Below are 22,267 nucleotides of genomic sequence, written 5' to 3'. Positions count from 1 at the left end.
TTTAAGTGCTAGCAAGAATTAGATATATGGCGATTGGTTATAACCGTTATAACCAATCCCCTATATTCCTACTATTTACGCCAGCTTTTCTGCAACCCAAGCGCTTAGTGCACTGATAACGGCATTGGTATTGGCAGATTTTGGCGCACCACCTTGGGCATAATCAGGCTTACCGCCGCCTTTACCACCAAGCTCGCTTGCCAAATGACGAATAATGTCGCCCGCTTTGACGCGATCGGTTAGCGATTTATCAACGCTTGCCGCCAGTGCCAGCTGCTCGTCTTTATCACCAATTAACACAATCACGCTGTACGGCAGTTTTGATTTTACATCGTCTGTTAGGGTACGGATCGATTTGCCATCAACACCGCTTAAGGTGCTAATAAGTACCGATGTACCAGCGATGGTCTGCACGTCATCAAGCAAGTTTGCCGCTTGGGCGCTAGCAATTTTTTGCTCTAAGCGTTCTAGTTGTTTTTCCAAATCACGCTGCTTATCTGCCATGGTGCGCACACGCTGTGCAACTTCTGGACGTTTGACTTTTAGCTGAGCTGCAAGCTCGCTCAGTTGCTGCTCGCTTTGCTGCATGTTTTTAATGGCATTCATCCCAGTGACCGCTTCAATACGGCGAATACCCGCAGCAATACCTGATTCACTGGTGATTTTTAATACCCCAATATCGCCAGTACGCTGTACGTGAAGACCGCCGCACAGCTCAATAGAAAACGGCTTACGCTGACCATCAACGATACTGTCGGTACCCATGGTCAAGACACGGACGTCATTACCATATTTTTCGCCGAATAACGCCATCGCACCTTGTTTCATCGCTTCATCGATAGACATATGCTCGATACGAGCAGGGGTGTTGGCTTGAATTTGCTCATTGACAAGACGTTCGATACGGCTGATTTCAGCAGCGCTAACCGGTTTGTCATAAGAAAAGTCAAAACGTAATACTTCGCTTGAGACTAATGAGCCTTTTTGTGTGACTGCATCGCCCAGTACTTCTCTTAATGCCGCATGCAATAAATGCGTCGCCGAGTGGTTTTTGGCACTCGCCGCACGAATGCTTGATAATACTTGTGCATCAGCCGTTTGCTGAGCGTTAATTTCGCCCATAGTGACCACACCATAATGGATAATGGCTTGGCCAGATTTTTTGGTGTCTTGCACTTCAAAAACACCTGTCGCTGTGCGAATCTCACCCAGCTCGCCAACCTGACCACCGCCTTCAGCATAAAATGGGGTACGGTCAAGGACAATAACGCCTTCCATGCCTTCAGCCAAGCTCTCGGCTAGATTGCCGTCTTGATAAAGCGCACGAATAGTGACGCCGTCTTCTTCAAGCTGTTCGTAGCCGACAAAGGTGGTTGGGTTGTCTACTTGAATGACACTACTATAATCAACGTCGAATTTGCCGGCATCACGCGCACGTTCACGCTGTGCTTGCATGTGCTCATCGAATTCTGCTTCATCAATCACAATACCGCGCTCACGGGTGATATCAGCGGTCAAATCAACGGGGAAACCATAAGTATCATAAAGTTTAAATGCTGCTTCGCCAGAGAGCGTATCGCCGTCTTGTAAGCCTTCAAGCTCGCTGGCAAGCAAGCGTAACCCTTGTGCTAAGGTTTTGGCAAATTGGGCTTCTTCTTTTTGAATGGCGTTTTCAATCGCGCTTTGTTTGTCTTTTAGCTCGGGATAGGCGTCGCCCATCTCAGTAACCAAAGGCGCGACCATTTTATAAAAGAATTCACTGTCCGCGCCAAGTTTATTGCCATGACGTACGGCACGGCGAATGATACGGCGCAGTACATAACCACGCCCTTCGTTACTTGGGGTTACGCCATCAGCAATCAAAAAGGCCACGGCACGAATATGGTCGGCGATGACTTTTAATGAGGATTGTTGCTCGTTTTCAATACCTAAAATCTTAGCCGCCGCATCCATTAGATGGATAAATAAATCTATTTCATAGTTGCCATGGACGCCCTGCATGATTGCGCTAATACGCTCAAGCCCCATGCCAGTATCGACGCTCGGCGCAGGTAGCGGCAGCATGGTACCGTCTTTTTGACGGTTAAACTGCATAAAGACGCAGTTCCAAATCTCGATATAGCGGTCACCATCTTCTTCTGGCGTACCCGGCAATCCGCCTTCGATATCAGGGCCATGGTCATAAAAAACTTCGGTACAAGGACCGCAAGGACCGGTATCACCCATGGTCCAAAAGTTATCAGAGGCGTACGGTGCGCCTTTATTATCACCAATACGGATGATGCGCTCACTAGGTAGGCCAATGTCTTTATGCCAAATATCAAAGGCTTCATCATCAGTTTCATAAATGGTCACATACAAGCGATCTTTATCAATTGCCAACCATTCATCGGAAGTTAAAAATTCCCAAATATAAGCAATACCTGCTTGCTTAAAATAATCGCCAAACGAGAAGTTGCCGAGCATCTCAAAAAACGTATGATGGCGCGCCGTGTAACCGACATTATCCAAATCATTGTGCTTACCGCCGGCACGGACACACTTTTGTGAGCTTACCGCACGCGTATAGTCACGCGGCTCCATACCCAAAAAGGTCTCTTTAAACTGATTCATACCGGCATTGGTAAATAGCAATGTCGGGTCATTGTAGGGAATCAAGCTCGATGAGGCGACGGGGGTGTGCTGCTTGCTTATAAAAAAATCGATAAAAGCTTGACGAATATCGGCTGTTTGATGTGGCTGGCTCACAGCGGCTCCTTACTGACGAATGGTTTTATTAAATAGAATAAGTAAAATAATTTTGCAAGCGATTTTAGCACAAACGTACCAAGCGTGTTGAAGATTCATCAGCAAACGCAGTGGAAATAAGGCTTAATTTTCTTTATTAAGCAAGCGCTTGTATTAAGTGACTAGGATAAATTAAACCGTCAAACACATCAGTTGGTTAAAACGGTCACATCGGTTTTATCGAGTTTATCTTGAATAAGTGGGTGTGATTCAATCACCTGCACGGGCATATAGCGTAGCTGTAGCTTAATGGGTAAATAGTCGGGAAAGTGTTCCGCCATATCTTTGCTAATAATCGCCTCAATTTGGCGGACGTCATAAAAGGTAGGGGTGGTCTCGCCGCGAATCACCGCGCGCACGACTTGATGGGAAGTGTCTTTATCGAATTGGGTATTGGTCAGCACGTTACCCTTGTCGCTAAAGTAGCTATTAATCGTCTCTTTGACGCTACTTTCAAACCCTTGCTGCTTGGCGTTGGTTTGTAGGTTGATGGTTAAATAGGTCCCTAAAACGCCTAACAACAATAACGTCACCGCATTACGCCGTAAAAAGGTCCAATAAGTACTTGATTTATAATCATCATCGACCAAGCGGCGAAAACCTAGTAGCCATAGTACCAAAGCGTTGGTAAATTGAATGGCGATAATATTGGTCAAGGCCAATAGCAGCGCGCCAAGTCCCATTTGCATCTCACCATTGGCAAATAATATCCCACTGGCGGCAAGCGGTGGCACCAAAGCCGTAGCCACGGCGACCCCAACCACAGCGACCGACAGGTGCGGCGAAACCATGGCATAAGCACCTGCCGTACCACCAGCTAAGGCAATCATCAAATCCATCGAAGTTGGCTGGGTGCGCGATAATATCTCGACAGTAAGTGGTTGATCTTTATGTAGCCAACCAACGATGAAACCGACCAATACAACCAAAGAGATGCCAAGAAATACCGTAATAAGTGATTTTCGCAATAGCGGCATACGGTGGTCAATAATCGCCAACGCCACACCAGTGATAGGACCGAGCATCATTGCTACTAGCATCGCGCCGATAACCACCGCTGCCGAATTGGTCACCAAACCATAGCTTGCGATGATAGCCGAGAGGATATTCATCACAAAATACATTTTACTCGGCAGGGCGTTGGCCTCAATCCGGACCCGTACTTCTGGATAGTCTACTTTTTTATTACTGAATTGCTCGGCGACAAACTGCTTATAAGACTCAAGTTTGGCTTCTTTTTTCTCTTTGACCTCGTCTTCTTCGCTATCCTCTATATTATCTGCATTTACGTGGTTGTCGCCTTCCAAAGCCTTATTAGCGGTTTGGCGTGTGTTTTCAGCCTTATTAACTTCCTGCTTATTTTGTTTGTTATCTTTTTTATCGTTGATGTTATCTATATCTAAGCTATTTAGGTTTTGTTTTACATTCTCTTGCCGTTTTTCTTCAACTACTAATTTTTGAGTTTCTGTGTCTTTTGCATGGTTTTGATTAGAGATAGTTTTATTTGCGGCGGCGTTGACCTCAGTTTTATCCTTATCCTTCTCCTGAAAAAACGCTTCCGCTGTATCGGTAAAGTCAATGTCTGAATTATTATTTGTAAATTCATCAACAGGTTGAGAGTCGTCAACGTCTTCCGGCGTTTCTAAGGAAGCAACCACCACATCGGGTGCCACCGTTTCCATTTTGATGGTTGCCTCAGGCACTTGCGCATCTTTTGACGCTGTTGCTCGTTCTTCCTCATTGTTATTTTCGCTATGCGTCTGTTCTTCGATAACAGCCTCGTTGTCGATATTGCCAACATTACGTTCATCTGCAAACTCAGCATCGTTTTTAGGGTGATTCATAGGTAATGAGTCTTTAGAAGTGTCAGCGTGAGAGGAGGTCATAGAAGAAAACTTTATTAAAAAATGAGGTTAGAAGATAAAAGTGGCAGTTCAGAGTATAGAGAACGACAAGAACTCTAAAACTAAAGAAAGCAGAAGGTCTACTATTGTAATGATAAATGTCCAATAGCGTGTAAATTTCTTGTGCCTAAATAGAGGGAGATAAAAGACAGATAAGCGGATAGTTTAGCTATATTTTCAAGAGAAAAATGCCAAGTACAAATCAATAATTATAATATGGCTTTTAATATGAATCACTTGCTATAAATGGGCTGTGGGTCTATAAGAAAAGGCTTACTATTTGTGTGGATTTGGTGTATAAAGGTATTATACCCACACAAAAAATGAGGAATAAATCATGAACTGGCCACTATTTTCTGTCATCTATTCAATAGCTGCAACCGTGACCGTCGGTGTATTAATGATTGCTGCTTTGGTCACAGGATTTAACCAAATCCCGCACATCCAAATGGCGGTTGCCGCAGGTATCATTGTATCCATTCCAGCTGCCTTATTTTTTACCAAAAAAGTGGGAAGTATCACGGGTAAGGAAGGTCATAAGGCTTAGGGCTACAAAGCTACGAATTTAAGACTAAGCCATTTCAAAAGCTGGCTATTTCAAAAGCTAGCAGTTTCAAAAGCCCGCCACCATAAAAATTAAAAATAAAGAAAGGCAGCTTAGCTTTAGAATTTATATAAAATAAAAAACAGCCCCTAAAAAGGAGCTGTTTTTTTATTGCTTATAAGGCGTGGTTATGCGTTTTCATTAATAACAACTATTTTAGCTCAACGGTGGCGCCATTTTCGATATTGGCATATACCTCTAACACATCCCAGTTGGTCAAACGGACGCAACCAGCGGATGCTTGGCGGCTGATACCTTCAGGTTTCGGTGAACCGTGTAGACCATAAGATGGCTTAGACAAGCCCATCCATACCACACCGACAGGGCTGTTTGGACCTGGTGGTAGCATATGTACTTGTTTGTCTGACCCTTTACCAACGGTCGCTTTATACCACGGCATTTTTACTTTATTAATGATTTTAAACGTGCCTTGCGGTGAAGGTGTCGCATCACTTCCGACTGTTGTTGGATAAGTGGCGACCAGTTTATCACCGTTATAAGCATAAAGGGTTTTGTCGGCTTTATTGGCAACGACGCGATTAATCCGCTGTTTGAGTGGATCGCGCGTATTTAAAACGGTGATGGTTTCGCCAGCTTTATACTGTTTGTTTTTATTTAACTTGTCTAAATAGCGCACATCCATATGGAAGCGCTCACCTAACATCTCTTTGATGTCCTGATAATACAAGCCTTTCATTTTCGATTTGGCTTCTGCACCAGCAGGCGTAGTAGCAAAGTTGGTTTTCACATCATCTTCGGTGATGGTATAAGTCACTAGCACTGGCTTATTGGCTGGGATGTTTTTATTCAAAGCGTCCCACGTTTTTTGATCCATTTTACCAGTCGCAGGCAAGCCTTTCATGGTTTGGAAGTTAATCAGTGCTTTTTTACTGTTCATACCCCAGCCGCCATCGATAGCGCCCGGTGAAGCGTGATTCCAATCCAATAACGCTTGCATTTTGATGGTCATTGCGGAGTTGACCTTCATGTTCGGTGTCCAAGTGGCACCGTTGACTTGTTTGGCGTAATTAGACAGGTTTAGCGTGGTATATTTTTTACCATCGACATCTTCGATACTTTTGATAGAAGTATCGGCTGGGCGGTTATTTGCTACTGCTGCACTAGGAGCGGCAACAGCTTGGCCATCACTGATGTCATCGGTGCTATCAGACTGTACATCTTTACGCGCTAGCTCTTCGACGCTCATATTGTCAGCGCTGACGCTTTGTTGCTCATCTGCTTGTTGCGCGTCATTGTCGTCTTCGTTAGCTTCCTGTTTTTCATCAATCAGCTGCGTCATACGATCAGGCGATTTAGGCTTTAAAGCAGGCGTGGCTACGACAGGCGCACGACTATCGAGTGAACTGCTGCGGTTTTCTTGCACGTTAAGACTGACTTTTTTCGCCATACTAGGCTGAGCAATAGTAGGCATTGAGTCAGCTTTACGTACTGGTAGAGTGCGCGTATTGTCGGCAGGTACAGCAACAGCGCTGACACTGGCACTAACAATCGCAATAGATATAGCGGTGATAAGGGGCTTTATTTTCATCATATTGGCTTACTTATGGTTATAACTAATGCGGCTATTATGCGCATAATTTGGACGCTTCGCAAACTTTTGACACATCTTTTTTCGTTTAGGGCTTGCTAAACGTCAACAGTTGACGTATTCACTACAGTTGGGAAATAATTTAGTCATGCTAGTTATCAAACAGCATTCACATTTGGTTAGGGTCTTGTTTATTTGCTTTATCGTTAAATGCTAGAGTGATAAGAGGTTAATGATACATTTACCTATCATAAAAGTTGCCTTATTTATTTGCGGTAGCTTTTTGCGCTAAAAAACACAGTCATTGGCGCAGCGCAAGGTTTACGTCTATAATGTATGACAAGTTTTTATTTAATAAATCGGCTGTTAAAAGTCAGCGATTTAACCCATCCGCATGTCGTCGATACGCGTGCAATCAGTAAGGTGTGATATGTCAGAAGACCAAACCATGAGCGCAGAAGAGTTTCAAAATCAGTACTTTGCTGATGAGTCGCAAGGCTTAGAGGATGAGATGACCTACGATTTGGAGTCAGGTCTGCTTGGTGAAGATGATGAGTTTGCCAATCTGCGTGCCGAGCTTGCAGAAGCGCGTGAGCAACTGGTCAGCATTCGTGATTTTATTCGTTTTGCGGTCACGCAGCTGCGCAACTATGACGTGGTCGTCGCTCAAGGGACGACGGATGAATTTGCCGAAGCGTCGGCGATTGTGTTGCACACGCTGTCCTTAGATTGGGCAGCCAATGATCAGATTCTCGATTGCCGTTTAACCACTTCAGAGAAGCAGCAGGTACTGGGCTTATTAGAAGAGCGTATCGCTGAGCGTAAGCCGCTAAGTTATCTCATTAATTTATCGTATTTCTGCGACCTGCCTTTTTATGTCGATGAGCGCGTCCTAATTCCACGCTCACCAATCGCCGAGCTGATTCGTCAGCAGTTCCATCCGTACTTCGATGTTAATGAGTTGGCAAAGCCGCTTGGTATGAGCATGAACAATCAAGCTGCCGCCTTCTTTGACCATGGTTTAGAGATTAAGCAGTTGGCGCAGCCTGAGCGTATTTTGGATTTATGTACCGGTTCTGGTTGTATCGCTATTGCGCTTGCCACCCGCTTTGTTGATGCCTTAGTCGATGCGGTTGATATTGATAAAGGAGCGCTAGAAGTTGCGATGGTCAATGTCGATCATCATGACTTAGGTCATCAAGTTAATGTGATTGAGTCTGACTTATTTGCCAAGATTCCTGCTGAGCATCAATATGAGCTAATCGTTACCAATCCTCCGTATGTCGATGCCGCGATTATGGCCGATTTGCCACCAGAGTTTTTATATGAGCCAGAACATGCGCTCGCTGCCGGTCAGGACGGACTGGATTTGGTACATCGTATCTTGTTTGAAGCGCCAGATTATCTGAGCCCTGAAGGCTTGCTGGTCTGTGAAGTCGGCGATAGTGAATGGGCGTTAAAGCAAGCGTATCCTGAAATCCAATTTGATTGGTTGAAATTCGCTCACGGTGGTCATGGTATTTTTGCTATTACCTATGACGAGCTTATGACTCATCGTCAATTATTCGCCGCTTATGTGCAATTATTGGATGGTAATCAATAAAGTAAAATTGACACTGACGCTAAATTAAAAAACAGCAATTAAAAAATCGACTTCATTTGTTTAAGGATAAATATGGCTGGCAATAGTATTGGACAGGTTTTCACCGTAACGACGTGCGGTGAGTCGCATGGTGCAGGCCTGATGGCTATCGTCGATGGCGTACCGCCAGGTTTAGAATTATGCGAAGCAGATTTGCAGATAGATTTGGATCGCCGTAAACCTGGGACGTCTAAATACTCGACCCAGCGCCGTGAGTCTGATGAAGTCGAGATTATCTCTGGCGTCTTTGAAGGTAAGACCACGGGCACCTCGATTGGGCTTTTAATTCGTAACACCAATCAAAAATCAAAAGATTATAGTGAAATAAAAGACACTTTTCGCCCCGGTCATGCCGACTATACCTATAGTATGAAATACGGCTTTCGCGATTATCGCGGCGGCGGTCGTTCATCAGCCCGTGAAACGGCCATGCGGGTGGCGGCAGGTGCTATCGCTAAGAAATACTTGCATGAGCGCTTAGGCGTGCAAGTACGCGGACATGTTACCCAAATTGGCTCGGAATACAGTCAAGTGCTAGACCCAAGTCAAATCGACTGGGATTTTGTCAATAGCAATCCGTTTTTTTGTGCAGACGCCGATGCAGTCAGCCGCTTTGAAGTCTTGATAGATAGCTTGCGCCGTGAAGGTACGAGTTGTGGTGCGAGGTTAGAGATTATCGCAAGCGGCGTGCCCGTCGGATTGGGCGAGCCAGTATTTGACCGCTTAGATGCCGATATTGCCCATGCGATGATGAGTATCAATGCCGTCAAAGGCGTAGAGGTCGGTGATGGTATGGCGGTAGCTGGACAGTTTGGTCATCGCTCACGTGATGAGATGACCCCTGATGGTTTTACCGCCAATCATGCAGGTGGTATCTTGGGTGGTATCTCATCAGGCCAAGATATCCGCGTTAGTATTGCTCTGAAACCAACTTCTAGTATTACCACGGCTGGCAAGAGTATCAATACAGAGGGTGAAGCAATTGAGATGCTGACTAAAGGTCGTCATGACCCTTGCGTAGGTGTACGCGCGACCCCCATTGCTGAAGCGATGCTGGCGATTGTATTGCTTGATCACTATCTGCGTCATCGTGGTCAAAATGCCGATATTAAGCAACCAGTCCAATCGATTACTTAGATTTTCTGCCATCTATTTATTTGCCCTTTGTCGCATCTACTGCTGTTCTATTAGATACGTTAGAGGGTTTTTTTATGCATGCTTAAAAAGTTAAGTAGGTAAGTTATAAACTCTCATTTAAATACGGTATGTCTTGCTTAATCAAACAAACAAATCTGATTTTATTTATCAGTTAAAGGAACTTAAAAACATGAGTAACTATTTAGATGCTGTTATTGTTGAACACAATCCTAAAAACAAAGTGATTGACCGAGCCGTCATTTGGCTGCATGGCTTGGGTGCTAGCGGTCATGACTTTGAGCCAGTTGTTCCACAGTTAGGTCTTGCGGATGACATGGCAGTACGTTTTATCTTTCCGCATGCACCTAATCGTCCAGTGACGGTGAATGGTGGTATGGTCATGCCCGCATGGTATGACATCTTAGAGATGAGCCTTGAACGTAAAGTCGACATTGCTCAAATCGAAGAATCTTCTCAGCAAATTCATGACTTGATTGCTCGTGAAATCGAGCGCGGTGTTAAGCCTGAGCATATTGTCATTGCAGGATTTTCGCAGGGTGGGGCAGTGGCATATCATGTGGCGCTTGGCTATCCACAGCGCTTGGCAGGGCTGATGGCGTTGTCTACGTATCTAGCGACCAATGACCATATCAGCTATAGCGCCGCTAACAAAGACATGCCGATATTGATTGAACACGGTACGCATGACCCTGTGGTGCCTGTGGTTCTAGGCGAACAAGCACAAAATTTGTTATCGGAGAAAGGCTATAGTGTCGTTTACCATACCTACCCGATGGCACATCAAGTTTGTATGCCGCAGATTCAAAATATTGGCCAATGGATAAATAAAGTTTTGGCTTAGACAATTGAGCTGTAACTTAATGTAATACAGAAGGCGTTTAGGTTGAAAACCGATAGGCAGGTACTATATAATAGTCAGTCTTATTGGGGATGTTCTGGCTTCGACGCTGGTGATGAAACTCAATGATGCATGTCGAGAGCGTATGTCCTCTCGTTAATCAAACATATATTGTTATAGTCGCAAACGACGAAACTTACGCTCTAGCAGCTTAAACCCTGCTTACTTGGTTGCTGATCACCTACAGTTGGTTAACTAAGTTGAAGCGTCCGCATGTAGGCTCGCCACAAGTGATTGTCTCAATCGCTTGGGTTCAAAAGTAGAGAATCGTCCAATCCATCCTGACTGTCGGATCGGTGCGGATTAAAACTAAAGACAGAAACTAAACATGTAGATTCATGAGCGTAATGCTGGCGGACGCGGGTTCAACTCCCGCCATCTCCACCAAATACTAAAAATCCGATCACTTGATGTGGTCGGATTTTTTTGGTTTGATTTTGATAGAATGTCTAAGATTTATAAATTGCCAGTCTCTAGTTTACACAATAGCTATGCTCTAGAGTAGTTTATAATAGTCAGCTAATTTAGGATGGTTTATAAGAAACTAATGGCTTTCGGGATAATCAATATTGCCACACGTTTCAAGAAGATCTGCATCTATATGTCGAGATGCATAAGCTAATCTGGCTTTTTTTAGCTCATCTTCCCAAACACTTAAATGTTCAGACTCTATGCTTGAACAAGTATTTAAATAATCAGACTTATTGTCAGCATTAAGATCTAATCCAATAATTTTACCGTTTTCAATAAGAAATTTAATATCATTCTCATCAAATATATAGCCGTTTGTCGTATATTGAAAGGCTTCAGAGGATATTGCTGTATGCGTGTATTCTTGACTATTAAAATATTCATTACATAATTTTATTTGATCTGGATTAACTTCGATACTTTGAATTTTAATGGTTGGTATTTCTGATGAGTCTAAGTCTATAAGTACCCCTTTTTTTATTGTTGTAGAGTATTTAATGCAAGCAAGAGTCTTATTGTCTTGTTCTATCCCTATAGTGTTATAGCTCCCGCCACTTACATAGCTTTTACTATCTTTTGGTACAATGATATCTTCACTTATTTCTTTTGATAATTCAGTGACATCCTCATTTGCTTCTTCTAGTTGTGTGCAACCTATTATTAGACTCAGTAACACTAATTTAACTACTATATATTTAAGTTTCATTCTATCTTCCAGTTTGTGACCAATGAGGTTTGTCATTGCTGCCATACCAAATAACTGATACTTTTTTCCCCGCAGCAACTAAATCATTAAATCCATTTAACTTATGATTTTTACCATTTAAACTAATTGTCTTACCTGAATAATTAGTGATTGTCATATCTACTGCAAGGCCTACGTTGTGGTTAGAATTAGACGGTTTTCCAACAGGATTATCTCCAATTCCATAAGAAGCATGCATAGCTCTAGCCGCTTCAACAGCTTTACTTTCATTTCCACCATGAGTCCAATCAATATTAACACCAGGCCATGGAGGAACTTTCTCTGGGCTAATTTTGCCTCGTTTTATATTAGTTGAATAATACATTAGATAAGATCTTGCATCAGGACGATATGTAGTAGAAATACGGACTGAAATGTTAGCAGCTTTCAATGCACTAATAAATTTCTTAGCATTGGACTTAAACGGTTCTGATAAATCATCTAAGCTTGTACTTGCTTTAAACCTACTATGCCAATGTGCGCCACTTGGATCTAACTTAGGCTTCTTAGCCTTATAAACATAAGCAGTACCGTTCTTGTCACTAGTAGCTATAATAGTACCTTTTTTAACTTCCTTCCCATTCTCATTGACTAATACTGCAATGCTAACACCCACATCTGAATCATGCGTACGGCCTCTTGTACCATCACTACCAGTAGTAGAAGCATTCTTACCGTATTTAGTTGATTGAGTCCAATAGGTTAATCCTGACAAAGGCTGATTTGTATCTTCATCTAGAAATTTAATAGTAATTTTTGCTTTATCTGTTTTAATTTCATGTGTTGGGCCTTTTGGCGTGATTTTGTCATTACGTATAATGTTACCTTTGTCAGTAGCGATTGGCTTCGTATTATCCGGTTTTTGCGAGGAGGAGGGTGTACTGGTAGCTACATTACTAGTAGAGCTAGGAGAGTTGCTAGGATCTCCTATCAGCTTGTCAGTATTGTATGTCCATTTAGTTGACCCATCAGTGACGATATTACTGGTAAATTTATTTACTGCTACATGAATGATTTTTAGTTTCTGACCCGCTAGCGCTTTGACAGTGGCTATGCCTCTAGCATTGGCTTTTTTAATCTCAGAGATGCGACCGCGATAGACTGTTTTGAACTCATAGTTAGGGACAGGCTTTTTGTTTTTATCAACAAATATGAGTTGTAGGGTTACCACAGGAACTTTGAGTATTTTGGTTTGCCCGTTTAGGTCACCTATAACGGGAAATGCCATGCTATAAATAGATTGTTTCTTGCCACCGTCATCATCAAGGTAGACGCTGATAGATTGGCTAACATCAGCTGTTATGCCAGATTCGATACCTGAGCTGTCGGTTTTATGGGTTTTGATGTTGTTTTTATACTCAAGATGATAGGTTGTGTTAGGTAGGGGTTTGCCTGTGTCTGCTTCTACTAGTTTTATGTTGAAAGTCACATTATTAGAATTTTTTGAATCAGCAGTAGATGATTCACTATTATTAGTTGTAGTACTCTTACTTTCATCTATTGGTTTATTATCAGCAGTTACATGATTGACTGTTTTCGTCACAAATTTATCATTGGTAATATTGACTTCAATTGCCAATTTTCTTTTATTAGCAACAGAGTGTGAAAATTCTTTACTATCAAGATTAAAGTTTATTAAACCATTAAGATTGGAGGTTATTCCCTCTATAATACCTTTGCCGTTAGTTTTTTTATCGATATATTTATTATGATCAGTTTTTATGAGAACTTTAGTGTTTGCTAGGAGCTCACCGCTTACACCTTTTTTAAATACAGCCGCAGTAATGACACAACTTGCTTTTTCTTCTGCACGTGCTATGGCTTTTCGCATTGTTGGGCCAAAAACTGCAATGAGTAATTCAGCATAAATTAACTCACCAGTCTTTTCGTCTGCATGTGTAGCATATCCAGCATCTTCAAGAGCTTGTACTTCCTTTTCAAAGTTTCCTAATATATCTTTGCTAAATATTTTAGAATATCTAGGATTTCTTTTTAAGAAGTCGACCCTATCATAGATAGCTTCTTCTTGCGTATCAAAAACAGGAAATTTGGAGTTTTCATATCTACCACTGCTTTTCTTTCCTTCCCATACTCTAAAAACCTTAGTTTTTCCTTTCCATTTGCTGTCAAGCTTGATGTTAAAAATATTGTTAGTACCAGGCAATACTTTCTCACCCCAGCCTGTCTCTTGTGCCGCTTGAGCCAGCATAGTTTTCCATGACATACCTGTCTCGAACGATACTTTTCTAATAGGACAATAAATATCAACGATAAAGTTCAATTTATCTTCATAAGTGTAGCTCATAGTAGACCTATACTAAATTTCTGATCAAAAGATGAAGTTATGTTTTCATTACCTTCTTTCTTATCCTTACACTTGATATTTATAGTTAAGTTAAATTTATTTAAAAACTCACCCCTTGAATGATCAGGCATGCAGCTCCAAGCTTGATTTAAGTATTTCTTTGAAATAAACTTATTATCTTTATATAAATAAGTAGATAAAGTCATTTGTGCAACAGACTCTGCTGGATGATTTCGGTCTAATCCGATGATAATTAAGCCTTGATTAGTGTTAAAGCAGCCTGCAACAGTAGATTGCCAAAAATGATCAGGATCAGGTACAAACTTAATTTTTTTCCCCGTATAATCAAAATAACTGACTCGCGCTGGTATGCTGTCATCAAACACAGTTTCATATTGACAATCAGAATTTATAATCAAAGGCTCATCTTTAACCAATTTTGATCCGTTAACAGACTGTTGAGTATTACATCCAGCCATAGTTAATAGAACACTCAGTAAAACAGATACCGAACATGTTTGGACTTTAGCAACCGCAATCTTCATCTTCATCCCCAAAATTTTCGTCAAGATCTAAATCATTGATATCTATTTCTCTAACAGTAATCGCATCAAGCTCTAACTCAACCTTCTCAGCCTCATCACCAAACACCCTTAGTGTCTGACCCTCTTCATCAAGCTTACCTTCAATCTCAGTACCTCTTGTGTGATTAATAAGCTTATAGCTGATACCTTGGTCTATTAAATCTTGAGGAATAAGCTTTTTTAAATCAAACGCTTTACTAAACAATCCCGAGGTCGGTAAAGCAACCACTGGCGCATTCACTTTAGCCCCCGCAACCAGACTCTTCTTCACCGCCTTAACCTTAATCGTCCCCGGACACACCAGCTTAATACCGCTGTCATCAATCGTAATAGATGCCCCCGCGCTGGTCTGAAACTTAATCCGCTTTGGACTCGACACATTCACCTGACCCGACTCACTACCAATCGTCATCGACTGATGACTGTGTAATTGCAGCTCACCACCTTGTGCCTGTATGGCTACAGGTTTGGTATTGGCGCTGATATGTAAGCCTGATAGATCGGCTTGACCACCAATCCCAGAGAGGGAGTCAATCGTATCTGCCGTCAGCGTATAATTACCTGCCACCACATCCGACTGCGTGCTACCTGACTGCCTGACGATAGTCTTTGCCGTCCATAGCGTATTATTTGCAGATGCGAGGATACTGTCTTTACTGACTAGCAATACATCAGGTGCGCCAAGCACTTCCGTATTTAGCGTCTCGTCGATCACTTGCGCACTGGTTCTAAAGACTTCTATCGTTTGGTTGGTATCGCTAAGTGCTGCCGTAGTCTGCAAGTGTGCTTGCTTAGCTTCTTTGAAAGTCTCACTTAGCTCAGTCCCCATTTTTAACTGGCGTTGTCCTGCATCATTGATCCAAGCAGACTCGTGCTCGCTTTGACTATGTCTGACACCAAAGGTGGAAAGCAGTACGCCTGTGTCGCCAGTGATTTGCAAACCATGGTCGGTGGCTAGATTAATCCCTTGGCCACTGTCTGTTGATTGATGATTGCTAAAGCGATGACGTAGTACGCCCAATTCTAATACATGCTCGTCAGGGGCAAAGGTCGCTTGATCTGTAATAGTTGGCGTCTCAGCATTGGCACGTGCGCCAGTATTGACGGTCCACTGTAGACCAACTTTATTAGGCGTGTCATCGAAACTTAGGTTCACCTCAGAGTCAGACGTCAGCCCATATTGAGCAATACCGGATATCCAACCACTGTGATTATCATCCTCTTGAATTTGTGAATGACCCAAACCACCACCATGCCATCTAGGTGAAGCGCCGTTTTTTAAATTATGGCGATTAGACCGCCCTGCATTCAAACAAGTGATGTCTTTGTCATCGACATCGCCCATACCGATACCGTCATAAATAGAGCGGGTAATAACAGGGCTGTCCATATCAGCATACCAATAGTTAAGGAGCACCGATTGTCTAAGTCTTGGCGCAAACTGCCAACCATGTGACGCACCCGATGACAGTTGTAATGAACGTAATGGCGGGGTAGTACCGTCATCATGAGGGCTGATGCCTGACCAGACGGGCGTGGTGATAGTTTGCTGTAAACCATTGTCAGTGCTGACACTAGAGTCATAGCTAGGAGAGGCGGATAAGCTTGCGTCACCAGTCCGTGCTTGGGTGAGACCTGTATAGCTATTGCTTACTAACGATAAGCTGCTGGGATAAGGGGTGTAAGGGATGGTCACACGTAAAAGGGTTGCAGATGCCCACATGCCAGTTTCAAATAAAATCTCATAACCGTGCTCAGGAATACTGTTTAAACGATGCTGGGTAACCTTACGTAGCCAATCTTGAATAAAAGTGCGATGGTTATAAGAGACGCTATCACTGTCCGGCTCGATACCCATCACATGGGATTCTAAACAATAAGCAGACAGACCACCTATCGCAGGTAAGTGACTGATATTCACCAGAGATCCCGTATAAACTCCTTGCATAGTACCCGTAGCTCGGTAAGTTTCGCGCTGACAATTATTAGCAGCAACCCATTGAGCCGCGAGCTGCGCTGCTGCTTCATCGCTATTAATACGAGAGGGCGAGCCAAATAATACAGTGCTGTCCTCTAATGCTAAGGGCGACTCATCAGAAGCTTGACCTTCATAAATAATATCCGCCTCCAATCCATCAGCTTTTACCTGAACAGTAGCATTACCTAACTGTTTGACACTCATTTGTAGCGTATTAATTGTATCTTGTCCTGATTGAACAGAAGACTGGGCATAACGATAGTGCATCCCTGACTGCTCAAGCTCATCTAAGCGACTGGTCAAATACCAAGTACCGAGATTGTCTACCGAATCACCCGGTTGCCAGAGGGCAAAAGCCCCAATATCCGTCAATATACCTTTTATAAAGTCCCAGTCACTCAGGTTAAATTGAGTGCGCATCGGAAGCGAAGCGTGCAAGCGCTCTGAGGCCAATAGCGCATCAGAAACCTGCCAATCAAAGTCATAATCCGTAAGAATGCTAGTGATAATACTAAGCGTAGACTGCTGTATGAATGTACGACTATATATTGATTGGGTCAATTGCCAATCAGGCGTGACAATATCTAACGTATAAAAATGCAAGCTACCATCGGAGTGCTGATAGTGAATTGCCTGAATAACACCTGTACGGTAGGTTATGCCTGAATCAGGCAAGAAACTAGACAAGCAAACAGATGTATTTAATAGAGATAAACATTCGTTTGAATTTATAAAGGTGTAGCTATAAGCCAGTAACTGATTGGGTAATGTCTCATTAATAGCACTTGACCATGAGAAGGCGATCAAACTAAAAGTAGGTGCATCTCCAAAGTCTTTGTTTATAGATATTTCGTGGGTATTATTAGTCTTAGGAGGCATAGGTGATATTCCGATAACTGCATAAATACTACGCAGCCGGTCGCTTAAGGTAAGCACTGCTAAATTATTTGCTAAGAAAATTATAGAGTTTATTGAAATATTGTCAAGTATCTGTATAATCAGCTCAAATATAATTATGAAAAAGATAAACTTTAGTTAAAATTTATCAATTTTATTGCTGGTTTTTTCTTATTTTTGCGTTCTTATTGATGGCACTTCGCTTATGAATAATATCTATGCTACTAAGCTTTCTACTATAAGTTTATTGTCTATTGTGTTGAGCACTGGGGTGTTAATAACAGGTTGTAGTATCGGTGCCAAAAAAACATCACAACCTAGTACATCACAGCCGCTGATCGCTAAAAAACTTCAGCCGCCATCATGGTCTTATTTGCCAGACGTCATTGCAGTAGGTGATGAGAGTCAACTAACGGCTGCGCAATGGATGCTCATTGCACAAAAAAACTACCAAGCACAAAAATATGCGCGCTCATTGCGAGCAGCCAGCAAAGCTTTAGAGTTTGATGTGCAGTCGGTAGAAGCGCGTCAGCTAGCGATGTTGTCTGCTGTCAAAATCACTGAGACTAATATTGATAGTTATCAAGATGATGTGACGCTGAGTAGTAGTGATAAAAGGGACCTGAAAACAACTTTAGAAAATTTGACGACATTACTAAATACGTCAGATGAGTAGAGTTGGATAGCAGAGTACGTCAATGAATCAAAAAATTTGGTCTGCGGTGAGTAATCTTATGATAGGTAATGTCAGTAAAGTGACAAAAACGGCTATCGCTGGTTTTATTATTATGTGTTCAGCGATGAGTGCCGCCCATAGTGAGCTTTCAATTCAAGAAAGAGAGCCGGAATCTAGTATTGCCAATCAATATGCGGCACTCAAAAATGCAGACGAAAAATCTGAGCCGCTACATCAGCTGATTGCAGAATTGAACCGAAGAGTTACTGTCAATCCTACCGATTCCTTAGCGTGGGAGCTGTTGGCTCAGATTTACTATAACAATAGTTATCATGCTAATGCTGTCTATGCCGCCAGTGAAGCTGTTGAAAAAGGTTATAGTACGCCGACCTTAAAAAGAATCCTGCTAAACAGCAGTGCTATCGTGGCTCAAAATCAGCTCAAAGAGCATTACTTAGCGACTGATGTAAACGAGGATTTTATAAAAGAGTATCAGAACGCTCTTAGTAAGATATACGGCTCAATATATAACTTTAACTATGATGAGTCTTTACCAAAACCTCCTGCGCCCATTGTAAGACCGAAAGCGCGTCAAATGAAAAACACATCAAGTTCACGCTACCGTGCGCCTGTACCGAAAAAAGTAAAAACAACTGCTAAGAAAAAGACAGTAGTACAGAAACCACGAGTTGCACCAAAAGTGCCACCCGCTAAACAACCGATCAAAAGCTTGCCCTCTAATAGAGGCAAATCAAGTACCACCGATCCATTCAAGATCTTACGTTAAAACAGATGCGTTTTATTCGTTGTGATAAAACCAGAATAGCAATTGCTTAGGTGACTTATATGGCCAATCAAGACAGTGTACAAAAGAAACTCGCAAAAGTACGTGCGCCTCGGGTGCATCTGACTTATGACGTTGAAGTGGGCGACTCGATAGAGACGAAAGAGATTCCTTTTGTGGTGGGAGTATTAGGGGAGTTCTCTGGTGACTCTGTACTTGAACAACCGCGTCTAAAGGATAAAAAGTTTGTCGAAGTGGACTTGGATACCTTTGACGAGGTGATGTCAGGCTTAGCACCGCGTGCGACGTTCCGAGTAAGCAATGACTTGAGTGATAAAGGCGGCGAGTTTGCCGTTGATTTGGCATTCAATCGCATTGATGACTTTCGTCCAGAAGCGGTAGCCGCGCAAATTGAGCCATTGAAGCAGCTAGTACAAGCGCGAGATCGCTTGGCTGATTTGCGCAACAAAATATCGGCCAATGAAAAACTCGAAGACTTGTTGGACGATGTACTTAAAAACACTGAGCAAGTCAGAAAAATGGCCGAACAAAATCTAAGCGATGGGGAGTAAGGTATGAGCGCTCAAGCCCAGTATGGTTCAGATGTTATAGAAGAAAGCTATGACTTACTCGAAGACATCGTAAGTAAAAGTAACATTGCTAAATCCGATGATGAAAAAAACCGTGCCAAGTCACAAATTGCAGAGCTTGCTAATGAGGTGATGCAAGGAACGGTAACTTTATCAGATAATTTGGCAGCATCGATTGATGCTCGTATTGCCCAAATTGATGCGCTGATATCGAAGCAATTGACAACGGTTATGCACGCGCCTGAATTTCAAAAACTAGAGTCTAGCTGGCGTGGTCTGCATTATTTATGCAGTCAGACACCTTCTGAATCCATGCTAAAAATACGCATGCTCAATACCACCAAGCGTGAACTGACAAAAGATTTCCAGTCATCAATCGACTTTGATCAAAGTACGCTGTTCAAAAAGATATATGAAGAAGAATTTGGTAGCTTTGGTGGCGAACCGTATGCCGCTATTGTCGGTGACTTTGAGTTTACGCGCCAAAATGCTGACATGTATTTGCTCGAACAACTGTCTCACGTAGCAGCTGCTGCGCATGCGCCATTTGTATCAGCGGCTTCAGCTGAGATGTTTGGGCTTGAGTCCTTTACAGATATTGGCCGCCCTCGTGATTTATCAAAGATATTTGAAACGGCGGAATATATACGCTGGCGTGCTTTTAGGCAGTCTGAAGATGCGCGCTATGTAGCGCTTACGGTTCCTAGATTTTTAGGCCGTCTACCTTATAACCCTAAAGATGGCACAGTGGTCGAAGGTTTTAACTTCACTGAGGAAGTCTCTGGTAATGATCATAATGATTATTTATGGGTCAATGCCGCCTATGCTTTCGCGTCAAGACTGACCTCCGCTTTCTCAGATTATCGCTGGTGCGCTGCCATTCGCGGTGTCGAAGGAGGTGGGTTGGTTGAAGGCTTGCCTGTGCATACCTTTAAAACCGATGAAGGTGACTTGGCGCTCAAATGCCCAACGGAGATATCTATTACCGATCGCCGTGAAAAAGAATTAAGTGATTTAGGATTTATACCGTTAGTGCATTGCAAAAACACCAACTATGCTGCCTTTTTCGGTGCGCAGTCTGTACAAAAAGCCAAGACTTATCAGAATGATGATGCCAATGCCAATGCGGTGTTGTCCACTCAGTTGCAGTACATTATGGCGGTCTCACGCATTGCTCACTACTTAAAAGCCATGATGCGTGACAAAGTTGGTAGTTTTTTAGCGCCTGGTAATGTTGAGTCGTTTTTAAATGACTGGATTTCACGTTACGTCTTGTTAGATGACGGTGCCTCTCAAGAAGCAAAAGCCCAGTATCCGCTGCGCGAAGCTTCTGTACAAGTTGTAGAAGTACCGGGTAAGCCTGGTGTCTACAAGTCCGTGGTCTTTTTGAGACCACACTTTCAACTTGACGAATTGTCTGTTTCTTTGCGACTGGTTACTCAACTGCCGCAGTCTAGCAACAGCTGATCGTTTTTTAAAATCCGACGTTAATATTAAACTTCTCAAACAAGGTATGTGATATGAAAGATATTTATATTCAGTTCCGTGGCAAATATAAAATTGATGGCGAGTCTCGTGATAGCGAGCATAAAGGTTGGCTTGAAGTGAATACTTGGGATCATTTGATCCGTCAGCCAAAGTCAGCGACAGCTAGTAGCGTTGGTGGTCATACTTCTGAGCGCTGCGAACACGCTGATATGACCTTTATGAAAGATTTGGACTCGACCAGTCCTAAGTTATGGGAAGCATGTTCTGCTGGCTATACTTTTGATGAAATTCAAATTGATTTTTATCGTGCCAACGGTGATAAACGAGTTAAGTATCTTGAAGTGAAGCTGAAGCATGCACTTATTGCAAGTGTTGAGCCTACGGTACGTTCAGAAGGTGTGCCAATCGAAAAAGTCGGTATTAAGTATGCGGCGGTTGAGTGGACATACACTCAGCAGGATATCGATGGTACTGCTAAAGGCGCAGTGACTAAGAAGTGGTCACTTGCCAATAACACTGCTACTTATACCGCTTAAGTTAGGTGTTTTGAGGTGTTATCTATTTATCCATCTTGCCAAAAAGAAAGGTTTATATTTAGGCCTTTCTTTTTTATTTATTCAATCAGGGACGATGGTATCAATGAATTACGCTGCTAAGGCCTCTAATAAAGAAATGGGTTTTCGCCCAAACTTGTTTGAACAGCTGTTTGATGATCAGCCTCGGCATTTAGCGCATGAGCTCGTGGTTCGCAGGCTTAATATTGATGAATTGAAATCGTCCGTCGCCCACGATTTGGAATCTTTATTAAATACCCGATGTGTGGTGTCAAGTAGGCTGCAAGCCTATCAACACGTGCGCTCGTCAATATTAAACTTTGGTATATTGGACTTCGTTGGATTAAGCAGTGCCAATCCTGTTGATTGTGATTATATCTGTCGTCAAATTGCGCAAACGGTTGAGCAGCAAGATACTCGATTAAAAAACGTTCGAGTCTCATTAGATATTGGCGCGGTCGATGTCAATCAGCTATGTTTTTCTATTGAAGCTTTACTAAAAGTTTATCCAGCGCAAGAGTTAGTCAGTTTCGATGCGTTCTTTGAGCCAAGCTCTCAGCGTTACTTAATAAAATAATTATTATTTATTTAATGCAATCATCACTATTACCGCTCAATCTATGTCGTTGGCAGCGAGCAATATACTGAGGCAT

At 42.6% G+C, this 22,267-nt stretch carries 17 protein-coding genes and 1 other RNA gene; 11 read left to right on the top strand and 7 right to left on the bottom strand.

Annotation, left to right across the window (positions count from 1 at the left end):
- Positions 1–75: 75 nt before the first annotated feature.
- Together alaS and JMX70_RS09545 are read right to left on the bottom strand one after the other, a co-directional pair.
- A complete protein-coding gene (gene alaS / locus JMX70_RS09550) occupies positions 76–2,748 on the bottom strand; it encodes an alanine--tRNA ligase (protein ID WP_201591611.1) in 2,673 nt (890 codons plus the stop codon).
- Positions 2,749–2,936: 188 nt separating this feature from the next.
- Positions 2,937–4,673 carry a TIGR00341 family protein gene (locus tag JMX70_RS09545; RefSeq protein ID WP_201591609.1) on the bottom strand — a complete coding sequence of 579 codons (1,737 nt, stop codon included), beginning with the start codon at positions 4,671–4,673 and terminating at the stop codon, positions 2,937–2,939.
- 355 nt (positions 4,674–5,028) lie between these two features.
- On the opposite strand from JMX70_RS09545, the gene JMX70_RS09540 reads away from it, so the two are divergent.
- The gene (locus JMX70_RS09540) at positions 5,029–5,238 is read left to right on the top strand and encodes a hypothetical protein (RefSeq protein ID WP_068404450.1); all 210 of its coding nucleotides are present in this window, start codon (positions 5,029–5,031) and stop codon (positions 5,236–5,238) included.
- Between the two features lie 208 nt (positions 5,239–5,446).
- Here JMX70_RS09540 and JMX70_RS09535 read toward each other — a convergent pair whose 3' ends face one another.
- Positions 5,447–6,703, bottom strand: coding sequence for a L,D-transpeptidase family protein (locus JMX70_RS09535; RefSeq protein ID WP_406947875.1), 1,257 nt, complete (start codon positions 6,701–6,703; stop codon positions 5,447–5,449).
- A gap of 571 nt (positions 6,704–7,274) precedes the next feature.
- On the opposite strand from JMX70_RS09535, the gene prmB reads away from it, so the two are divergent.
- From prmB to ssrA, 4 genes are all read left to right on the top strand, one after another.
- Entirely contained in the window at positions 7,275–8,447 is a 1,173-nt protein-coding gene (gene prmB / locus JMX70_RS09530) for a 50S ribosomal protein L3 N(5)-glutamine methyltransferase (RefSeq protein ID WP_201591603.1), read from the top strand.
- A 72-nt stretch (positions 8,448–8,519) separates the two neighbouring features.
- Entirely contained in the window at positions 8,520–9,623 is a 1,104-nt protein-coding gene (aroC, locus tag JMX70_RS09525) for a chorismate synthase (protein WP_201591601.1), read from the top strand.
- Between the two features lie 190 nt (positions 9,624–9,813).
- Positions 9,814–10,485 (top strand): alpha/beta hydrolase, encoded by a 672-nt coding sequence (locus tag JMX70_RS09520; RefSeq protein WP_201591599.1) that lies wholly within the window; start codon positions 9,814–9,816, stop codon positions 10,483–10,485.
- An 85-nt stretch (positions 10,486–10,570) separates the two neighbouring features.
- Positions 10,571–10,929: a transfer-messenger RNA gene (ssrA, locus tag JMX70_RS09515) on the top strand.
- Positions 10,930–11,086: 157 nt separating this feature from the next.
- Here ssrA and JMX70_RS09510 read toward each other — a convergent pair.
- From JMX70_RS09510 to JMX70_RS09495, 4 genes are read right to left on the bottom strand one after another with little or no spacing between them, the layout of a single operon-like run.
- The gene (locus tag JMX70_RS09510; protein ID WP_201591597.1) at positions 11,087–11,764 is read right to left on the bottom strand and encodes a hypothetical protein; all 678 of its coding nucleotides are present in this window, start codon (positions 11,762–11,764) and stop codon (positions 11,087–11,089) included.
- A complete protein-coding gene (locus JMX70_RS09505; RefSeq protein ID WP_201591595.1) occupies positions 11,721–14,063 on the bottom strand; it encodes a glucosaminidase domain-containing protein in 2,343 nt (780 codons plus the stop codon). Before JMX70_RS09505 ends, JMX70_RS09510 begins: the two co-directional genes overlap by 44 nt.
- On the bottom strand, positions 14,060–14,608 hold the full coding sequence (locus tag JMX70_RS09500) for a hypothetical protein (protein ID WP_201591593.1): 549 nt from the start codon (positions 14,606–14,608) through the stop codon (positions 14,060–14,062). The genes JMX70_RS09505 and JMX70_RS09500 overlap by 4 nt, the downstream gene beginning before the upstream one ends.
- The gene (locus JMX70_RS09495; protein WP_201591591.1) at positions 14,589–17,504 is read right to left on the bottom strand and encodes a contractile injection system protein, VgrG/Pvc8 family; all 2,916 of its coding nucleotides are present in this window, start codon (positions 17,502–17,504) and stop codon (positions 14,589–14,591) included. Before JMX70_RS09495 ends, JMX70_RS09500 begins: the two co-directional genes overlap by 20 nt.
- A gap of 223 nt (positions 17,505–17,727) precedes the next feature.
- Between JMX70_RS09495 and JMX70_RS09490 the strand changes: the two genes are divergently transcribed.
- From JMX70_RS09490 to tssE, 6 genes are all read left to right on the top strand, one after another.
- Complete coding sequence (locus JMX70_RS09490; protein ID WP_200662662.1) at positions 17,728–18,198, top strand: hypothetical protein; 471 nt, start codon at positions 17,728–17,730, stop codon at positions 18,196–18,198.
- A 22-nt stretch (positions 18,199–18,220) separates the two neighbouring features.
- The gene (locus JMX70_RS09485; RefSeq protein WP_201591588.1) at positions 18,221–18,985 is read left to right on the top strand and encodes a tetratricopeptide repeat protein; all 765 of its coding nucleotides are present in this window, start codon (positions 18,221–18,223) and stop codon (positions 18,983–18,985) included.
- 59 nt (positions 18,986–19,044) lie between these two features.
- Positions 19,045–19,554 (top strand): type VI secretion system contractile sheath small subunit, encoded by a 510-nt coding sequence (gene tssB, locus JMX70_RS09480; protein WP_201591585.1) that lies wholly within the window; start codon positions 19,045–19,047, stop codon positions 19,552–19,554.
- A gap of 3 nt (positions 19,555–19,557) precedes the next feature.
- Positions 19,558–21,039, top strand: a complete 1,482-nt coding sequence (gene tssC / locus JMX70_RS09475) for a type VI secretion system contractile sheath large subunit (protein ID WP_200662665.1) — start codon at positions 19,558–19,560, stop codon at positions 21,037–21,039.
- A gap of 53 nt (positions 21,040–21,092) precedes the next feature.
- Positions 21,093–21,596 carry an Hcp family type VI secretion system effector gene (locus JMX70_RS09470; RefSeq protein WP_025651832.1) on the top strand — a complete coding sequence of 168 codons (504 nt, stop codon included), beginning with the start codon at positions 21,093–21,095 and terminating at the stop codon, positions 21,594–21,596.
- Positions 21,597–21,699: 103 nt separating this feature from the next.
- On the top strand, positions 21,700–22,191 hold the full coding sequence (tssE, locus tag JMX70_RS09465) for a type VI secretion system baseplate subunit TssE (protein WP_200662666.1): 492 nt from the start codon (positions 21,700–21,702) through the stop codon (positions 22,189–22,191).
- Positions 22,192–22,267 lie beyond the last annotated feature (76 nt).

It is taken from the genome of Psychrobacter pulmonis (genome assembly GCF_904846465.1).
Taxonomy (GTDB): Bacteria; Pseudomonadota; Gammaproteobacteria; order Pseudomonadales; family Moraxellaceae; genus Psychrobacter; species Psychrobacter faecalis.
This window is presented reverse-complemented; position numbering and strand designations above follow the sequence as displayed.

Coding starts and splice junctions, on each gene's coding strand:
- JMX70_RS09510 (WP_201591597.1), bottom strand. CDS start 11,764: ATGGCAGCAATGACAAACCTCATTGGTCACAAACTGGAAGATAGAATG.
- JMX70_RS09535 (WP_406947875.1), bottom strand. CDS start 6,703: ATGGCGAAAAAAGTCAGTCTTAACGTGCAAGAAAACCGCAGCAGTTCA.
- JMX70_RS09500 (WP_201591593.1), bottom strand. CDS start 14,608: ATGAAGATTGCGGTTGCTAAAGTCCAAACATGTTCGGTATCTGTTTTA.
- JMX70_RS09490 (WP_200662662.1), top strand. CDS start 17,728: ATGAATAATATCTATGCTACTAAGCTTTCTACTATAAGTTTATTGTCT.
- JMX70_RS09545 (WP_201591609.1), bottom strand. CDS start 4,673: ATGACCTCCTCTCACGCTGACACTTCTAAAGACTCATTACCTATGAAT.
- tssE (WP_200662666.1), top strand. CDS start 21,700: ATGAATTACGCTGCTAAGGCCTCTAATAAAGAAATGGGTTTTCGCCCA.
- JMX70_RS09485 (WP_201591588.1), top strand. CDS start 18,221: ATGAATCAAAAAATTTGGTCTGCGGTGAGTAATCTTATGATAGGTAAT.
- tssB (WP_201591585.1), top strand. CDS start 19,045: ATGGCCAATCAAGACAGTGTACAAAAGAAACTCGCAAAAGTACGTGCG.
- aroC (WP_201591601.1), top strand. CDS start 8,520: ATGGCTGGCAATAGTATTGGACAGGTTTTCACCGTAACGACGTGCGGT.
- JMX70_RS09495 (WP_201591591.1), bottom strand. CDS start 17,504: ATGCCTCCTAAGACTAATAATACCCACGAAATATCTATAAACAAAGAC.
- JMX70_RS09505 (WP_201591595.1), bottom strand. CDS start 14,063: ATGAGCTACACTTATGAAGATAAATTGAACTTTATCGTTGATATTTAT.
- prmB (WP_201591603.1), top strand. CDS start 7,275: ATGTCAGAAGACCAAACCATGAGCGCAGAAGAGTTTCAAAATCAGTAC.
- JMX70_RS09470 (WP_025651832.1), top strand. CDS start 21,093: ATGAAAGATATTTATATTCAGTTCCGTGGCAAATATAAAATTGATGGC.
- tssC (WP_200662665.1), top strand. CDS start 19,558: ATGAGCGCTCAAGCCCAGTATGGTTCAGATGTTATAGAAGAAAGCTAT.
- JMX70_RS09520 (WP_201591599.1), top strand. CDS start 9,814: ATGAGTAACTATTTAGATGCTGTTATTGTTGAACACAATCCTAAAAAC.
- JMX70_RS09540 (WP_068404450.1), top strand. CDS start 5,029: ATGAACTGGCCACTATTTTCTGTCATCTATTCAATAGCTGCAACCGTG.